The following is a 15,620-nucleotide window of genomic DNA, read 5'->3' on the forward strand; positions in this document are numbered from 1 at the left end:
AGTGTTCAACTCTTACTTGGGTTATCAACAATCGTTGAGTTCAATGTTTGTATGGTGATGGTATAGCCTTGGGTCAAATGTTTGAAAACAATATTGCCAGCAGTTTTGTGTGTATTCGGTTCCGCTTGGTAATCAATCTTGATGATTGCCTGCTTCTTGTCATCAAATACAATGCGACTGCTATCTGTATCGACCAAATGCCAGCCAATACCTTGTAGAGGTTGAGCCCATGCTTCTGCCGGCCATAAGGTCAACATTAAGTTAAATAACACCTGTTCAGGCTGCGGCAAGGTTGCGCCAAGGCCGGATAGAACTTGAGTATCAATCGCTTGGTTCTGGTATTGCAGCGATAAGATGCGTGTCCCCCAAGAGGAAAAACCCGCCAAAACGACTTTATCTGGTGTGACTTCGACTTGAACAGGCAGTTGCTGGGTATCATCTTGCCATGTTGCGCTGATCAGCTGGCTCGCCGTAAATGAGTATCCCAGCTCAGCAGGCAGCGGCAAGGCTAGCTCGGTGTCTTTGTCGATTGAGACACTTGCGCCTGTTGGCTGTTGAGACACCATCGAACAAGCACTGAGTAATAAGCCAAATACTACGGCGAGCGCTATCTTGATTGTTTTGTTCATCTAAAAGCCTCTCGAGAGTTTGATTTTTCCGCGGCTTGTTCGTTGTTAATCGCGAGTGGTGAAAGTAACCATGCCACGAAAATACCAGTCAGGACGGTAACACCGAAACTATGAATGGCATGAGTCTGACTCAGTGACAGAAGGCCAAATGAAAGCAGAGTCGTGAGGCCAGACAAGGTGATCGCTAATAAGGTACTCAGCGACTTTTTCTGCTCAGCAAAGAACAGGGTGTAGTCGATACCAATCCCTAAAATCAGAATTAGGCCAAGCAGGTTAAATAGATTCAGTGTCGAGCCTAAAATGCCCGTGACCGCTAAACCTGCCACTCCGGCAATCAATGACGGCAACAGCATCAACAGGCTTTGTTTCACGCCGTAGCGCCAACCTAACACCATGCCAATAGCGGCAAACGCTATCAATAACAGCTCGGTAATTTTAACTCGATATTCAGCAAAGAGAGATGAGATTTCATCGGCTTTATTGAGGTATTTCACGCCTTGCTGTTGAGCAAAGTTTGAATCGAGCCATTGAGAGAACAGCTCTGAATTGGTGACATCCTTGATCATAATCACCGACGCTGCTTGGTTATTGATTGGTTGCAACCAAAGTGGACGAATAGGCTCTGATACTGGAGATTCCAAAAACTCATTCAGTGTGATCGGTTGGTATTTTGGAAGCTCTGGGAAACTCGGCCAACCGAGTGTTGTTTGTAAGGTAGCGCTTTGGTTAGCGTAAAGTTGCTTAACCAATTGATAGTTGTCGAGTTGCTCTTGCTCACTTGGCAGGTGTTGATTGACGCTGCGATAGCCAGAGATGCCTTGCTGATCGACCAACGAATCTAACTCAGAGCTGATCAATGCTAATTTGTTCAGTAACGCCTGATTACTTTTCGCAGTCACCAACAGCATGTTCTGAGCACTACCTAGTCCGGAGATCTCAGAGATGGCTTGCTCTTGTTGTTTTAGCTGGTCTGGCATTGCCTGAAGTTGTCGAATATCGTCGTCGTAGCGAACTTGGTTGATTGAAACCACGCTAATAACAGTAACAACGAGCGGCAAGCCGATTCTGAACTTAGGTTTACTCCATAAGTTTAGCCATGCATGCCATAGGTTTGCTAACGGAAGTTCGCGTTGTTGGCTCGGCTTGAAGGCCAATACTGGATACCAACACACCACACTTGCGTAAGCGGCGATAAGACCAATAGATGAGAACAAAGCAAGCTGCTGTAAGCCAGGGAAAGGAGCCACCAGCAGACCTAAATAACCTATCAAGCTAGTAAGTAGCCCAAAGGTAATTGCAATGAAGATATGTTTTAACCCTTTATCACTCTGCCAGTGACTGCCCGCAGCCAATCGATCAGTGAGATAGTGAAAAGAGTAATCGATGGATACGCCAATCAAGCTGGCCCCAAACACTAAGCTGAACAGGTGGATCTTGCCGAAGATCGCAACAGTACTTGCCAGTGCGACCAATAATCCCGTGCTGATTGAGAGCAAAGATAAGGCAAGCGGTAGGGTGCTACGAAACGTTAGCCACACCAATAAAATCACACCCGCTAATGACCCTAAACCAATGGTGCTGATCTCAGACTTTGCACTTTGAGTACCGTAATTGGCGTAGAACACGACGCCAGTGTGCTGAACTTTGACGTCAAATTGTTTCTCTATATCTCGCTCTAAAGCGTCAAGAGCCGGAAGCTGCTCTTGAATAGCCAAACTGTAGGGAGAGCCTGCTAAGGTTGCGGTAACCAAAATGTGTGATTGATCTTGCGATTGCGCCGTTAGGTAGCCCTCTTTAAGCCCAAAGTTACTCGAACTGGTGCCAACCTCGCTTATATAGTCACGAAATAACAGGAATGGGTCTAAGGTTAACTCAGTCGCTGTCACGCCTGAAAAAGGGTTGTATAGCGATTGAATCACATTCTGTGCACGTGACTCTGGTGCGTGTGCCAGTGTTTCTTTCTGTTGCTCTGTCAGTAGCTGAGCACGGTGACGAAAGTAGAAGTCACTCCACTGGCTTTGCGTGCTAGCGTTGATCTTGCCTTGAACGTGTTTGAAGAGCGGTTGTTTTCCTGTGAAAGAGTCTTGATTTAGCGATTTCTCAAACGCTTTGGTTGCCGCCATGGTGTTCTTGATGTCGGGGCTGCTCAAGATGAACACCACTTGCTCACTCATGGAGTTAGAAATTTGTTGAAAGGCTTGTTCGACCATGGGATCTTGCTGGTTTTCTGGCAGCAATTTCATGATGTTGCTTTCAATGGGGACTGAAGAAGAAAAAGTGAACTGTTTGATCAACAGTCCGCTAAACAGCACCACGACAACTAGCCAGACAATGGCAAGCTTAGAGTTGAAATTGTTGCGCTTCGGCATCTGATAATACTTCCGGTTGATGGCTTAGCTGGCTAAATTCGATCACCGTGCTGTCTCCTCGAATCTCCTTTAGCTCAATGCGCTCAATGTCATTGTGTCCTTGCAACGTGATGGCTTCAAACACCGCATTCATTGGAGAACTTTTTGGCGTTAGGGTCAGTGTCCATAACGTGTTCTCTGCACTTCCACCTGAGCTTGGCTCGTTCGCAGGTTCAAATGACAGAGAGAATTGTTCTTGAAGTGTTTGTGTGTCGCCGTGGAATACCGATAAGAAGATATGGCTGAAATAAAACGCCATTGGGTTTTCTTTGTCAGTAATGATCTTAGCGGGTTGGTCGGCAAACCTTTGGCTCAGCTTGTTATCAGTTAACACTAAGCTCACAGGAAACGGTGTGGTTTGCGTCCAAAGCAAACCACTCGACTTATCTAATAGAAACGTGCCTTGTGACGTCAAAGGCTGGGCGAACATTTCCATGTTGCGTGTTTGAGTAAACTCACCACGCACAATGCTATTCGCGCTCAATACGGTTTGCAGCTCTGAAATAGAGCCGACGGTAACTGCACTTTCATTAGCACCAGCAAAGCTACTCGCTATCATAGAAGCAAGCCCTAGCAGCGCGATGCTGATGTGTTTGCGACTGTGTTTAAACAGACTCATGTTTCACCTGTTGAGTGTTAGAGGCTTGAGATTGATGTTCCACAGCTAGGGGTAAGCAACCGAACTGGTGCCAGTGCTCGACTTTATCGGTAAACACTCTCGGCGACGCGAAGCACATCTCTTGTTCTTCAATGGTCACGGCAACCTGCATGGTGTGAGCTCGCGTCATACGAGCGCCGGTGTTGGCATCGTGAATCTCGTAGTCAACGCGCAAGCGATTTTCCCATTCGGTCAATTTAGCCGTTACTTTAATCTGATGATTAAATGGTATCGCCTTAATGTATTTCACGCGGGTATCGATGATAGGCCACATGTAGCCAGAATCCTTCATCTCATGATAGTTGTACTCAATCTTATCCATCATGATGCGCCTTACTTCTTCAAAAAATCGGAAGTAATTGCCGTGATAGATCACACCCATCGGGTCGGCATCTTGGAATGAGGTAATCAGAGTCACCTCAGATTGTAATGGATGAAGGATTTCAGACATAAATCGCTCTCAACAATATTGCGTAAAGGGGTAGCTACTTTATGAGGTTAGCTATTCTATGAGTAAAGTGACCAATGCTGACTTTGAATACGAGAAATAAAGTGGCGTAGATCGCCTTCAAGCGGGCGATCCTCGACAATAAATTCAAACTCTTTCAGGACTTCATCGCGAATGTGCTTCAGATTTTCACTCATGTGGTGCTCATCAAGCTCATTGTGGCGTTTACGAAGTTCAAGCGCTTGTGTACCCGCTAGAAGTGATGCCGCCGCAACTTGTTCAGTGAGTTCTAGAACACGTAGACAATCACGAGCCGCAATGGTACCCATGCTGACTTTGTCTTGGTTGTGGCACTCAGTTGAACGAGAGAACACGCTTGCTGGCATGGTGTGTTTCAATGCCTCTGCTGTCCAAGCTGATACACCGATCTGTACCGCTTTGAAGCCGTGGTTGATTGGTTTACGTTCGCCTTCTGCGCCTGTTAGGTTAAATGGCAGACCATTATTGAACTTGTAGTCCATTAGCTGAGCCATTTGGCGATCAAGTAGGTCTGCAAGGTTGGCTACCGCTGTTTTTAGGGTATCCATTGCCATTGCGATATGACCACCGTAGAAGTGTCCACCGTGCAATACGCGCTCATTGTCGCCATCGATAATAGGGTTGTCGTTGGCGCTGTTTAGCTCGTTCTCGATCATCTGGCGAAGCCAAGGTAGAGAGTCTTGAACGACACCGATAACATGCGGAGCACAGCGCAGCGAGTAACGATCTTGTAGGCGATCACTGTTACGTGGTGGGCGATCTGCTTGCAGATCATCACGCAGCCATGCCGCAACTTGTTGCTGACCCGGATGAGGTTTAACTGCAAACAGCGCTTCATCGAAGTGGAAGTCATTACCTTGCATACCGACAGACACCATTGCGGTGATCTTAGTCGACAGCTGAGCTAGGTATTCCGCACGTTTGTAGGCAATACAAGCCAGCGCTGTCATCACAGACGTGCCATTCATCAATGCTAAGCCTTCTTTGGGCTTAAGCTTTATAGGGCTAATTTCTAGCTCTTTGTAGACGTCACTAGTCGGGCGAACTTCGCCTTTGTAGATAACATCGCGCTCACCAATGAGTGTGGCCGCCAGATAAGACAGCGGCGTTAAATCGCCACTGGCACCAACCGATCCTTCTTGAGGAATACGCGGTGAGATGTCTTGGTTAATCAGAGTGACGATCTGGTTGAGCAAATCATGAGTCACACCAGAGACACCTTGTGATAAAGAACACAGGCGCGTTGCTAATACTGCACGAGATTGTTCGTGAGACAGTATTTCGCCTAAACCACAGCCGTGAAAACGTGTTAAATGCAGCGGTAGTTCGTCAACTAGGTTCGGCGGAATTGCAACGGTACATGAGTCACCGTAGCCCGTTGTCACACCATAGATCACACCTTCTTCTTTCAATAGGCGTTCTAAAAAAGCGACACCACGGTCGATTTTTGATGTGAACTGGTTACTAGAGTTCATCGAGGCTTTTGCGCCTTGTGAGATAGCGACAACATCCTCAATCGTGAGGCGTTCGGCACCAAAGGTGATGCTATTTGGATTCTTTTTCGTCATGGTGCTTGCTCAATGTCCAAAAATTAAAAAAGTTGTACCACTGAAGCGGTGCTTTCAGTGTGTAATGCTGAAGTCGGTTCGCATATTTTTGCACGACTTGCTGTAAAGATTGTTCGCGTGTCTTTCTTGGTAGCTCGATTTCGTCGCTAAAATGCTCGAAATAGACATTAAAATGCGGCTTAGCTTGTGAGTCATCACGTAGCCCAAATAATAAAAAGACTGGGGCTTTGAGAACAGAGGCTAACATAAATGGCCCTTGAGGGAAGGGCGCTTCCTTCCCCAAGAACTCTGCCCATACTGAACGGCTCTCTTTGCTGGTGGAAGTTCTATCACCAACAATCACAATCCACTCGCCTTGCTCCAACTTCTGCTGCAACAAGATAGCGGTATCTGGCCCCATAGAAGTCACTTGAATCAGGTTTAAATCAGACTGTGGATTGACGGCTTTCATTACCGAATTAAAGCGTTCTGCATGTTCCGTGAAGACCAGTGCATTGATTTTGATGTGTGAGTGTCTACGGCCCAAAGCACGGCATAGTTCGATATTGCCAAGGTGAGAACCAAGAATCAGTATACCTTGCTTATTTTCTACCATGCTCTCGAATTGCTCGTGGCCATGAATGGTCAGGTTATCTACCGAAAAATCGCCTTTCCATGCGGCTAATTTGTCTAGCATTGTGTGACCAAACGAAAGTAGATGCTTATAACTGGTTAACTCGGCTGGTAACTCAATATTCTGTTGCTCAGCGTATGCTTTTAGCTGGAATAGGTATTGCTCAGATGCGGTTCGAGCTCGCTTACCCGTTAGGTGGTAGTAACGCATCACACCACGTAAAATTAGGTTAAATACGCCACGACCCAGCAGAGTATAAATGGCCAATAAAAGCTTGATGCCAAGTACTGTGCCGCGTTCTTGAGTCCGTGACCAGTGTGGCTGTTCAGTGTATTTAGATGTGTTTTGGGGCTGTTGGTGTTCAGACGTTAAGTTACTTACAGACGTCGGCTTAAAATGACGGGCGATCAGTTTCGGTGCTCTTGGAAGCATGCCGAAGAACAATCGCGTATGCATCCAACTGATTTTGACGTTATCCCACAATGCATCGAAATGAGAGATGCCATTTTCAGGATAGATAACCTGAGTTTCAACGAAGTCGATGTCGCAACCTTCCCAATACAGGCGAACCAGAATCTCGATATCGAAGTCCATTCTCGAACCAACATCATACTTATTCAACACCGCTTGAGTTTGGTTTATTGGGTAGGCTCTAAAGCCACACATGCTGTCTTTAATCGATAGAGATAGTGTTTCTATCCACACCCAAATGTGTGTCGCGTAGCGCCCATAGAGTCTTGCTTTGGGCACACTCTCGTCATAGATAGGCTGACCTGATATCAAGTGCTGTGGTTTGTCTTGCGAAGCTTGGATTAATGCGGGTAGGGCGTCTAGGTCATGTTGTCCATCAGCATCAATCTGAATGGCATGACTAAAGCCGAGATCTTGCGCTCGCTTAATCCCAGCCTTTACTGCGCCGCCTTTGCCTTGGTTTTGTTCAAGTGTCACCAAGGTTACGCTTGGGCTATCGGAGAGTGGAGTCAGAAACTGTTTAGTCGTGAGTTCACTGCCATCATCAACAATAATAATCGGAAGTTCGAATTCAAGGAGTGATGAGACTACTGCGGGCATGGTTGCGCCGTGGTTAAAGCACGGGATAAGGAAGCAAGCTTTGTAGCTGCTTTCTTTTAGCGTTTGTTGAGAAACAGCCTCGATGGAAGCGCTATTCACTTTTTTCTCCCAGCTTCATTTTGCCTGAAGAGTGAGTCTGTTCGCCGCTGTTTGAGGTGTAACTAAAGCTCAGCTTGCCTTTGTCAGCATCCCATTTGAGTGATAGCTGAATGGTAGAGTCTGGCAGGATAGGCTCTTGGAACTTGATGACTTCCATGCCTTTAAAGTAACCAGGGACATTCAGCTCTTGGGCTGCGTAGTGAAGTGCCCAATCAATCTGTGTAACACCTGGAAGAATAGGGAAGCTCTTGAAGTGCCCCTTAAAATCGGTGATGTCTCCAGTAACATGGAGGGTCAGAATCGATTCTTTCTCTGTAGTGTCAACAGCAATAACGTTTGGCTTTCTCTTATCCATAGCGTGTGCTTAGAATCCTTGGGCTGAAAATGAGTGTTCTGACAAAAATATAAAAAGATAAACTCAGTGTAAAACACGATAAGTGATTTCTATGATTTTACGAGCTGCTCTATGTGAGAGGTCAATCGCTTACCTTGGCTGTTGAGGGGAATCTCATCAACAATACGATACTTTCTTGGGATAGCGATCGGCTCTAACCACTTTCTGAGTTCTGAGCGTAGCATCAACCAGAATTTCCCTTTACTCGTGGCCGCAAGAGTGGCTTGGCCTTCATCTGATAGTACCAAAACCGACGCTAAGATTAAGCGCTCAGGTTCTTCAAATGGAATCACCACGCATTCACTGATCCAAGGCAGTTGCTCTAGTCGCTTTTCTACTTCAACCAGTGATACTCGTTTTTCTTCAATCTTGATCACGCGATCAGTTCGGCCCTTCAATATGAATTGATTATCCGAGACCATTTCGCACTCATCGGCGGTTTGATACCAGTTGTTTTTATCGATATACGGCGACAATAACTTAATGCAATTCTCACTGTTGAGACTAGCTTCAATACAGTCAAAAAGCTGCCAAGGTGTTTGAGCGTTTTCTTGTTGGCGAAAGGCGATACCGCCGGTCTCTGTGCTGCCAAATACCTCGATAGGTAAATGTCCCAGTAGATCTCGTGACTGATGAGCCGACTCGGTAGGTAGTGGGCCGCCAGAAGAGAACACACCAGCAAGCTGTACGGATTTTGTCTCGTGCTTTAACCGTTTGAGCAGCGCTGGGCTACTGATCAACACGCAGTTTTTATTGGCATGAGACAGAATTTGTTCAGGGTACTCAAGGTTGCTTCGAGCAAATGGAATACCTGAACAAAGCGGCCATAAGATTCTGAATAATAAACCATAGATATGTTGATGCGAAACCGTGCTCTGGATTCGGTTTCCTCTGAGTAACTCGCCCCAGTTTCTATTTAACTGAGCCGTCTCAATATCTAGGTGTTCTAATGTTTTATTGATTGCCTTGGGTGTGCCGCTTGAACCTGAAGTAAACAGGGTCAATTGGATGGCTGCTAAATCAATGGCTGGAAGATTATTGGTTAGAGGTTGCTGTGCCTCGGTGTTTGAGTCCAATAAGGTTTGTATATTGCGAGCGTCATTTACCTCAACCATGCCAATCGAGTCATCAACCAACAGGCAATCAAAATGTTCACTTAACTCGGCAAGCGCACAGGGCTGGTAATTGCCCGGTAAGATAATGTGTTTGTTGGCTGCAGCACATGCCAAAAAGGCCACCGAAAATAGGTAGCTGTCTTGGGTGCAAATCGCGACTCGTTGAAAATGAGATGAAGCTAAAAGGTTCACGAGTTGAGATAAGTCGTCGTTAAATGTTTGCCACGTAATCTCGTTATTGTCGTCAAAGCAGACAATCGATTCAGGGGCTCTTTTTTGGCTGAGAAGCTCAGACAACGAGATGCAAGATACGGTTTGTGTCATAACAATTTAACTCTGACGAATGCGCTGTCTTACTATCCACTCTCCTGCAAAGAGTAACCCTGCGAATAAATAGCTGAGTAAGCCATTGTATAGGGTCCATATTTCAAGAGGTTGGAAGCAGGTGTAAAGAGCAATAGAGCCATTGATAACAAAGAACAAACACCAGACTTTAGTGACTTTTCGAGTGTAATCAATGCCGCTTTGCGGAAGTTCAGGCTCTTGGAGTCGAGCAAGCCGCTCGATAATCGTTTGCGGTTGCCATAGGCTTGAAGCGAACACTGCCAACATACAAACGTTAACGATAACGGGATAATAGGTTAACCAGCCATGTTGCTTAAAGGCTAACCCTAATGCCAGTAGAACAATCCCGGCACTTCCACTGATCCAAGCTAAGTGCTTTAGCTCTTTGATTTTAGCCTGACCGCCGGTAAAAATGCGGACAGCAAAGATAGCGGCTAAGGCGATACCAACAGTTTGTAGGCCAAACTTGTTAAGCCCAAAGTAAACCGCTATTGGATAAGTGAAAAGTATGATTGCCGACAACAAAGTCAGCAGAGGACGCATTATGCGTCCTTCAATAGTTCAACCACAGACTCTACAACGTCATTAACGGTGCGTACTGCTTTGAACTCTTCAGGTTTGATCTTCTTACCTGTTACGTTCTGTAGGTGAACGACCAAATCAACCGCATCAATGCTGTCGAGGTCTAGATCTAGATAAAGGTGGGCTTCAGGAGTGATATCTTCAGCATCAAGCTCGAACAGCTCAATAAGCGCATCTTTAACCTGGTTGTATACTTCTTGTTGGTTAGCTTGTGTCATAAAGATCTGTCTAGTTGTTCGTTTGAGATGAGATGTAATTCGCTAGGTTTTCAACCGATGCAAAATGCTGGCGAGTGTTTGAATCGTCGGCATCGATAACAATGTTGTACTTTTTCTTGATAGCAAGGCCAAGTTCAAGGGCATCGATAGAGTCTAGTCCAAGTCCATCGCCGAATAGTGGAGCTTCAGTTTCAATTTCATCAATGGTCATGTCTTCAAGGTTTAATGCGTCGATGATCAGTTGTTTCAGTTCGTTGTGTAATGTTTCCACTTTGGCCTACTTAATGCTTTATCTAAATGCTGCTTTAAGGGGGCGATTCTACATTATACGAGGTATTTTCGAAATGCTGATATCGCCAGTTGTTTATTGATGAGCTAAATATTTTCTTCGGAAGGGAAAATAGTTTGTGCAAGATGATGATTAAGGCGCCTTGCTGCCGAAGTTAAGTTATTCGAATTCTCAATAAATGGTGTAACTTCTATTTTACCTTTCACCGCGATATGAAAAAAGGGTTTCGTAGCAGGAACTTGATACCATTTTTTCTCTTTCGTTAAGAATGTCGGAGAAACTGTAATATGAATTACACGTAAATCGGTTTGTGTTCGAGTGGCAATTTGCGCCGCACCACGTTGTAAGGATGGTTCAATTCCCGGTGTTGTGCGAGTACCTTCTGGAAAAACTAACAGTACATTGCCACGTGAAAAACGCTCTTCACAACGCTCTAAAAGATCGTCAGGTGCTTGATTAGGGATGTATCCCGCGGCTTTGACAATTCTCTTCATAAAAGGGTTTTCCCATATAGCCGCTTTAACGAGGCAATCACACTGGGGAAGTTGAGAGGCGATGAGTACATAGTCTATCAAACTCGGGTGATTGGCTACGATAATGCAGTTACGATCTTCGCGCAGTAGCTCAGCGCCATCAATCCTGTAATCGATTGCGCCCGTGAACTTCATGATTTGGCCGAATATATTGAATGAGAACTGAATCAGTTGTTGCGCCTTGAGTTCTCTTCGAATGGTGTTCGAGGTTGTGAGTGCTATCGATGGTAAGACCAAAAAGCTCAAAACCAACCCGCCTAAGCCAAAGATCGTAAAACACAGTCCGGTAGCGAAGACTCTCCAGTATTGGTCGGCTTTGCTCACTATGCAGATCCTTCGTTGTTTGTTCTAACCCAAGACCAAGCCTGATGTTTGCCTGAAATAGTCCAACTCTGTTGTTCTAGAAGGATATTCTGCAGCGTTTGAAGGCCTTGTGGTAAGTCGCTATGCGTGTTGTCCGTCTCATTCTCTACCTTCCTTGAAATCGAATAGTCGTTACCTGAAGTCAATACGAGGCCTAACGCGTAATCGGCATAGTGCTGCGTTTCGTATTCTTGGTAGAGCTCAGGTAAAGGTTGGTCGAAGTCGATGACTAATACACGGTGTGACGGGTACTGGTGAAGATAAAGGTAAGCTTCAATCAGGGCATTATGGAAAGTATCTTGCCCAGCAGCGATCGAGGTAAGGGGAATGGGAGCTTTTGCGGCAATGGTTGTTAGGCCTGCTGCGGTATTGTGTACCGACTGCGAGAATGCCATTGGCGAGGCGTCATCACCTTCTAGTATTGATTGAATCAATGTGGCGGTTCGGTGTAGCTCACCATGTCGACTGGCAAAAACCAGATAATCAATCTGGGTGTCTTTTAATAGAGTTGATGCCGTTTGAACGGCCAACTTACTTTGTAAGCTCATTCTGCGGCGCATCATAGGAGGGATGGCTTTAAATTCAGTTGAGCCGCCTTGTGGCCAATCTAAATTAGCACTCCATGTTTGCCATTCGGCATCGGAACTGAGACCGGCCGAATTTGCCGACCATTTCTCAATATTAAACGACATTAATTGGGATTGATTTGACATAGAGTATTGATTTGCTTTGGGTCTAACTAAATACTATGCGTGTTTATAAACAAACACAGATAAGGAATTTAAATGAAATTACTAAAAATAGCCGTTTCAATGTTATTTATATTCGTTCTTGCAGGGTGTGGACGTGTCCAGCCTGTAATGAATGTTGAGGATACTCCAGTTGCACTGAATCTTCAAAGTAAACAGGTGAAATCAGCTATTTATGAATCTGCTGAAAACCGAGGCTGGTTGGTTTCTGAAATTAAACCGGGCTTGATTCGTGCTGAACTGTATGTTCGTTCACACCATGCCGTCGTTGAAATTCCTTATAACGACAAGTTTTACTCTATTCTTTACGTTGAGTCTGAGAATTTGAAGTACAACGATGGTGAAATACACCGTAATTACAACCGTTGGGTGAATAACTTAAACGTTGATATTAAACGTAAGCTTGCGCAAATGGCAGCTGAGTAATCCTCTATTATTTAAAGTTAGGTTTTTTGTGTCGGAATATAAATTAGATCCATTCAATGCATTACAAGCAAAAACAGAAGCGCAAAAATTGTCTTTCGCTCCTATTGTTTTTCACACTGCTCGTACACTTCGTGATTTAGGTATTTTAAAAGCCTTAGATAGCGCGAATAATGATGGCTTACCAGCAGAGACTATTTCTGAATTAACCGGTGTATCCGAGTATGGCGTGAAAGTTCTGCTCGATATGGCGTTAAGTGCTCATATTGTTACTTGGGACAAACCTAACTATAAAATGGCTAACCTCGGTTTTTACCTTTTGCACGATGGCATGACCAATGCAAATATGGATTTTACCGCCGATGTTTGCTACGCCGCGATGATGCATTTGACGGAGGCCATTGAAGAGGGTACTCCGGCAGGACTAAAAGAATTAGGTGATTGGGAAACCATTTATCAAGGTTTGTCTCAATTGCCGGAAAAAGCGAAAGAGAGCTGGTTCAAGTTTGATCATTTCTATTCGGATCGCTCGTTCCCCGTGTTGCTTGAAAAAGTTTTCAGCAAGAACCCTAAATCACTGGTGGATATCGGTGGTAACACGGGTAAATGGGCAATGCAGTGCTGTAACCACGACTCAGATGTAGAGATAACGATTGTCGACTTGCCACAGCAACTAGAAATGGCAATGGCAAACGCGGCAAAGCATGGTCATCAAAACCGAGTGACGCCATTCCCAGCCAACATGCTCGACAAACAACAAGCGTTACCGACGGGCGCGGATGTGTGGTGGATGAGCCAATTCCTTGATTGCTTCTCGCCAATGGAGATTCTGAGCATATTAAAGCGTGTTCGCTCTCATATGTCAGAAGAGGCGACGGTCTATATCCTTGAACTGTTTTGGGATGCACAGAAATACGATGCGGCTTCTTATAGCTTAAACGCGACTTCTCTTTACTTCACTTGCTTAGCCAACGGCAACAGCCGCTTTTACCGCAGTGAAGATTTCTTGGAAATTGTTGAAGAAGCTGGCTTTGAAGTGGTGACCCGTACCGACGATATCGGTCTTGGTCATACGCTTCTTGAATTGAAAGCTGGTATGCAATAAAAATAACAAATATGGCTTAAATGAATGAAAAAACTGTCAACTCAAGTGGTGATCATCGGAGCTGGGCCGTCAGGGTCTATTGCTGCGTCTTTATTGCACCAAAAAGGCATCGATGTTCGAGTGATTGAAAAGAGCCTCTTCCCTCGCTTTTCAATTGGTGAAAGCCTATTGCCGGCTTGTATGGAAGTGATCGAACAGGCGGGAATGAGCGAGGCGGTGGCTAACGCTAACTTTCAATTCAAAGATGGTGCGGCTTTTCGTAAAAGTGGTGTTTATACGGCGTTTAATTTTGAAGATAAGTTCTCTTCAGGGGCGGGGACCACATTTCAGGTTCAACGAGGCGCCTTTGATAAGGTATTAGCTGACACTGCCGAGGCGCAGGGTGTTGCTATTGATTATCAACATGAGTTGATGGGCATTAACTTCACCGAAGACAGTACTATTTTAGACGTACAAGTGCTTGATGGAGAATGTTATCAGCTAGAAGCTCAATATGTTTTGGATGGCAGCGGCTTTGGCCGAGTGCTACCTAAAATGCTTGATTTGGAAGAGCCATCATCGCTTCCTCCACGTAAAGCTATTTTCACGCACATTAACGATCATATTTCAGCAACGGAGACTGACCTTGAATATGACCGCAATAAAATTCTGATTTCTGTTCACCCAACTAATCCCGATGTTTGGTATTGGTTGATCCCGTTTAGTAACGGTGTGTCTTCATTTGGTGTGGTAGGGGAGCCGAAGTTCTTTGAATCTTACCCACAAGACAAGATTACTGCCATTAAGCAATTGGCAATGGAAGAGCCGGGTTTAGCTGAGGTTCTGGCTAATGCAGAGTACCCTAACCCTGCGGGCGAAATCGGAGGCTATTCTGCCAACGTAAAACACCTTGCAACAGACAAGTATGCGCTGTTGGGCAATGCCGGTGAGTTCCTTGATCCTGTGTTTTCATCAGGTGTGACAATTGCGATGAAGTCGGCTCAGTTTGCGGTTGAGTGCGTGGAAAAGCAGCTCAATGGTGAGAAGGTTGATTGGGAGCGTGATTATGCCGATCCATTGATGGTTGGCGTAAACACGTTTAGAACTTATGTTGAAGGTTGGTACTCAGGTACTTTGCAGGATGTGATTTTTTATCAAGATCCCAACCCAAAGATTAAGCAGATGGTGTGCTCAATTTTGGCTGGCTACGCATGGGATCAGACTAATCCTTATGTGAAAGAGTCAAAGCGTCGATTGACGACACTGGCAGAGATATGCCGAAGCTAGGTGGTCGATTTAGGATGTAGCAACATGCTAAAGCACCATAGTGATTTGCCTGCAAATAAAAACAGCCGCAATGCGGCTGTTTTTGTATCCGCTAAATATGGGCAGCTGATTCTCAGCTAACTCGCCTTACTGAGGTTGATACTACTTCAGGTCGATGCTGTTCAGTCGTCCCATAAAGATAAGCAGCTCAATCACATCTTTGTGAGCCTCAAGCAGCGCTCGTTTGGTTTGGCTGTAAGCCGCGAGTCTCCCGTGCTTCCTAATAGAACATACTTTGGTTCTGTATTTGTATTCACCACTTTCAGAAAATACGCGCCACTTAGCGATGTAGCATTCATCTCGATGTTCAGGATCTGTCTGAGTAGGGTTTGGTTTGAAGACTATTTTAGGTTCTAAACTGTGCGGTAAACGTGTCATCAGGTAGGGCTCTCTAAGGACTTTTGGCCAAAACTTTCCCCAGAGCTTTCTGCCAAGCTCATCTCTCAATTTGATGGTTTTCTTTAGTGCTTTGTCTTCACCCATACGAACAAAACCGACAGAACGATGTAACACCGTATCGTCAGGAGTATGGATATGGATTTTAAAAGCGGTTTGGCCTTTCGATATAAATCGATAACCGGTCGCACCAATTAGATTATTCTGGCTCATAGTTTGCTAAATGATGATTATGTTATTAATAAGGTTACGACAAATACGTTAAAACCG

The 15,620-nt window shown here is 45.2% G+C and carries 17 protein-coding genes; 3 read left to right on the forward strand and 14 right to left on the reverse strand.

Annotated elements, in window-relative coordinates:
- Positions 1-5: 5 nt before the first annotated feature.
- The 13 genes from IHV80_RS04010 to IHV80_RS04070 all read right to left on the reverse strand — a co-directional run bounded on the left by IHV80_RS04010 (position 6) and on the right by IHV80_RS04070 (position 12,085).
- Positions 6-629 (reverse strand): DUF3261 domain-containing protein, encoded by a 624-nt coding sequence (locus tag IHV80_RS04010; RefSeq protein ID WP_192890133.1) that lies wholly within the window; start codon positions 627-629, stop codon positions 6-8.
- Positions 626-2,998: an MMPL family transporter gene (locus IHV80_RS04015; RefSeq protein ID WP_192890134.1), complete on the reverse strand. Its 2,373-nt coding sequence runs from the start codon at positions 2,996-2,998 to the stop codon at positions 626-628. Before IHV80_RS04015 ends, IHV80_RS04010 begins: the two co-directional genes overlap by 4 nt.
- Positions 2,970-3,656: a LolA family protein gene (locus IHV80_RS04020; RefSeq protein ID WP_192890135.1), complete on the reverse strand. Its 687-nt coding sequence runs from the start codon at positions 3,654-3,656 to the stop codon at positions 2,970-2,972. The genes IHV80_RS04015 and IHV80_RS04020 overlap by 29 nt, the downstream gene beginning before the upstream one ends.
- A complete protein-coding gene (locus IHV80_RS04025; protein WP_192890136.1) occupies positions 3,643-4,146 on the reverse strand; it encodes an acyl-CoA thioesterase in 504 nt (167 codons plus the stop codon). The genes IHV80_RS04020 and IHV80_RS04025 overlap by 14 nt, the downstream gene beginning before the upstream one ends.
- Positions 4,147-4,202: 56 nt before the next feature.
- Positions 4,203-5,750 carry an HAL/PAL/TAL family ammonia-lyase gene (locus IHV80_RS04030; protein WP_192890137.1) on the reverse strand — a complete coding sequence of 516 codons (1,548 nt, stop codon included), beginning with the start codon at positions 5,748-5,750 and terminating at the stop codon, positions 4,203-4,205.
- Positions 5,728-7,533: a glycosyltransferase family 2 protein gene (locus IHV80_RS04035; protein WP_192890138.1), complete on the reverse strand. Its 1,806-nt coding sequence runs from the start codon at positions 7,531-7,533 to the stop codon at positions 5,728-5,730. Before IHV80_RS04035 ends, IHV80_RS04030 begins: the two co-directional genes overlap by 23 nt.
- The gene (locus tag IHV80_RS04040) at positions 7,526-7,888 is read right to left on the reverse strand and encodes an ApeI family dehydratase (protein ID WP_192890139.1); all 363 of its coding nucleotides are present in this window, start codon (positions 7,886-7,888) and stop codon (positions 7,526-7,528) included. Before IHV80_RS04040 ends, IHV80_RS04035 begins: the two co-directional genes overlap by 8 nt.
- Before the next feature lie 89 nt (positions 7,889-7,977).
- On the reverse strand, positions 7,978-9,366 hold the full coding sequence (locus IHV80_RS04045; protein ID WP_192890140.1) for an AMP-binding protein: 1,389 nt from the start codon (positions 9,364-9,366) through the stop codon (positions 7,978-7,980).
- 6 nt (positions 9,367-9,372) lie between these two features.
- Positions 9,373-9,930, reverse strand: coding sequence for a COG4648 family protein (locus tag IHV80_RS04050; RefSeq protein ID WP_192890141.1), 558 nt, complete (start codon positions 9,928-9,930; stop codon positions 9,373-9,375).
- Entirely contained in the window at positions 9,930-10,187 is a 258-nt protein-coding gene (locus IHV80_RS04055; protein ID WP_004739745.1) for an acyl carrier protein, read from the reverse strand. Before IHV80_RS04055 ends, IHV80_RS04050 begins: the two co-directional genes overlap by 1 nt.
- Positions 10,188-10,197: 10 nt before the next feature.
- A complete protein-coding gene (locus tag IHV80_RS04060; protein ID WP_192890142.1) occupies positions 10,198-10,458 on the reverse strand; it encodes a phosphopantetheine-binding protein in 261 nt (86 codons plus the stop codon).
- 104 nt (positions 10,459-10,562) lie between these two features.
- Positions 10,563-11,333 carry a lysophospholipid acyltransferase family protein gene (locus IHV80_RS04065; protein WP_192890143.1) on the reverse strand — a complete coding sequence of 257 codons (771 nt, stop codon included), beginning with the start codon at positions 11,331-11,333 and terminating at the stop codon, positions 10,563-10,565.
- Positions 11,333-12,085 carry a beta-ketoacyl synthase chain length factor gene (locus tag IHV80_RS04070; RefSeq protein ID WP_192890144.1) on the reverse strand — a complete coding sequence of 251 codons (753 nt, stop codon included), beginning with the start codon at positions 12,083-12,085 and terminating at the stop codon, positions 11,333-11,335. Before IHV80_RS04070 ends, IHV80_RS04065 begins: the two co-directional genes overlap by 1 nt.
- Before the next feature lie 72 nt (positions 12,086-12,157).
- On the opposite strand from IHV80_RS04070, the gene IHV80_RS04075 reads away from it, so the two are divergent.
- The 3 genes from IHV80_RS04075 to IHV80_RS04085 are packed head-to-tail and all read left to right on the forward strand — an operon-like array spanning position 12,158 to position 14,915.
- Positions 12,158-12,547, forward strand: a complete 390-nt coding sequence (locus IHV80_RS04075) for a hypothetical protein (protein WP_192890145.1) — start codon at positions 12,158-12,160, stop codon at positions 12,545-12,547.
- A gap of 28 nt (positions 12,548-12,575) precedes the next feature.
- Positions 12,576-13,649 (forward strand): methyltransferase, encoded by a 1,074-nt coding sequence (locus IHV80_RS04080; RefSeq protein ID WP_192890146.1) that lies wholly within the window; start codon positions 12,576-12,578, stop codon positions 13,647-13,649.
- Positions 13,650-13,673: 24 nt separating this feature from the next.
- Positions 13,674-14,915: an NAD(P)/FAD-dependent oxidoreductase gene (locus IHV80_RS04085; protein WP_192890147.1), complete on the forward strand. Its 1,242-nt coding sequence runs from the start codon at positions 13,674-13,676 to the stop codon at positions 14,913-14,915.
- A 141-nt stretch (positions 14,916-15,056) separates the two neighbouring features.
- On the opposite strand, the gene IHV80_RS04090 is transcribed toward IHV80_RS04085, so the two are convergent.
- Positions 15,057-15,563, reverse strand: coding sequence for a Fe3+-citrate ABC transporter substrate-binding protein (locus tag IHV80_RS04090; RefSeq protein WP_192890148.1), 507 nt, complete (start codon positions 15,561-15,563; stop codon positions 15,057-15,059).
- Between the last annotated feature and the right edge of the window lie 57 nt (positions 15,564-15,620).

The sequence above is a fragment of the Vibrio bathopelagicus genome (assembly GCF_014879975.1).
Taxonomy (GTDB): domain Bacteria; phylum Pseudomonadota; class Gammaproteobacteria; order Enterobacterales; family Vibrionaceae; genus Vibrio; species Vibrio bathopelagicus.

What these genes read in the sequence shown, in the direction of transcription:
- IHV80_RS04010 (WP_192890133.1), bottom strand. Translation starts at nt 629, where the DNA reads ATGAACAAAACAATCAAGATAGCGCTCGCCGTAGTATTTGGCTTATTA.
- IHV80_RS04015 (WP_192890134.1), bottom strand. Translation starts at nt 2,998, where the DNA reads ATGCCGAAGCGCAACAATTTCAACTCTAAGCTTGCCATTGTCTGGCTA.
- IHV80_RS04020 (WP_192890135.1), bottom strand. Translation starts at nt 3,656, where the DNA reads ATGAGTCTGTTTAAACACAGTCGCAAACACATCAGCATCGCGCTGCTA.
- IHV80_RS04025 (WP_192890136.1), bottom strand. Translation starts at nt 4,146, where the DNA reads ATGTCTGAAATCCTTCATCCATTACAATCTGAGGTGACTCTGATTACC.
- IHV80_RS04030 (WP_192890137.1), bottom strand. Translation starts at nt 5,750, where the DNA reads ATGACGAAAAAGAATCCAAATAGCATCACCTTTGGTGCCGAACGCCTC.
- IHV80_RS04040 (WP_192890139.1), bottom strand. Translation starts at nt 7,888, where the DNA reads ATGGATAAGAGAAAGCCAAACGTTATTGCTGTTGACACTACAGAGAAA.
- IHV80_RS04045 (WP_192890140.1), bottom strand. Translation starts at nt 9,366, where the DNA reads ATGACACAAACCGTATCTTGCATCTCGTTGTCTGAGCTTCTCAGCCAA.
- IHV80_RS04050 (WP_192890141.1), bottom strand. Translation starts at nt 9,930, where the DNA reads ATGCGTCCTCTGCTGACTTTGTTGTCGGCAATCATACTTTTCACTTAT.
- IHV80_RS04055 (WP_004739745.1), bottom strand. Translation starts at nt 10,187, where the DNA reads ATGACACAAGCTAACCAACAAGAAGTATACAACCAGGTTAAAGATGCG.
- IHV80_RS04070 (WP_192890144.1), bottom strand. Translation starts at nt 12,085, where the DNA reads ATGTCAAATCAATCCCAATTAATGTCGTTTAATATTGAGAAATGGTCG.
- IHV80_RS04075 (WP_192890145.1), top strand. Translation starts at nt 12,158, where the DNA reads ATGAAATTACTAAAAATAGCCGTTTCAATGTTATTTATATTCGTTCTT.
- IHV80_RS04085 (WP_192890147.1), top strand. Translation starts at nt 13,674, where the DNA reads ATGAAAAAACTGTCAACTCAAGTGGTGATCATCGGAGCTGGGCCGTCA.
- IHV80_RS04090 (WP_192890148.1), bottom strand. Translation starts at nt 15,563, where the DNA reads ATGAGCCAGAATAATCTAATTGGTGCGACCGGTTATCGATTTATATCG.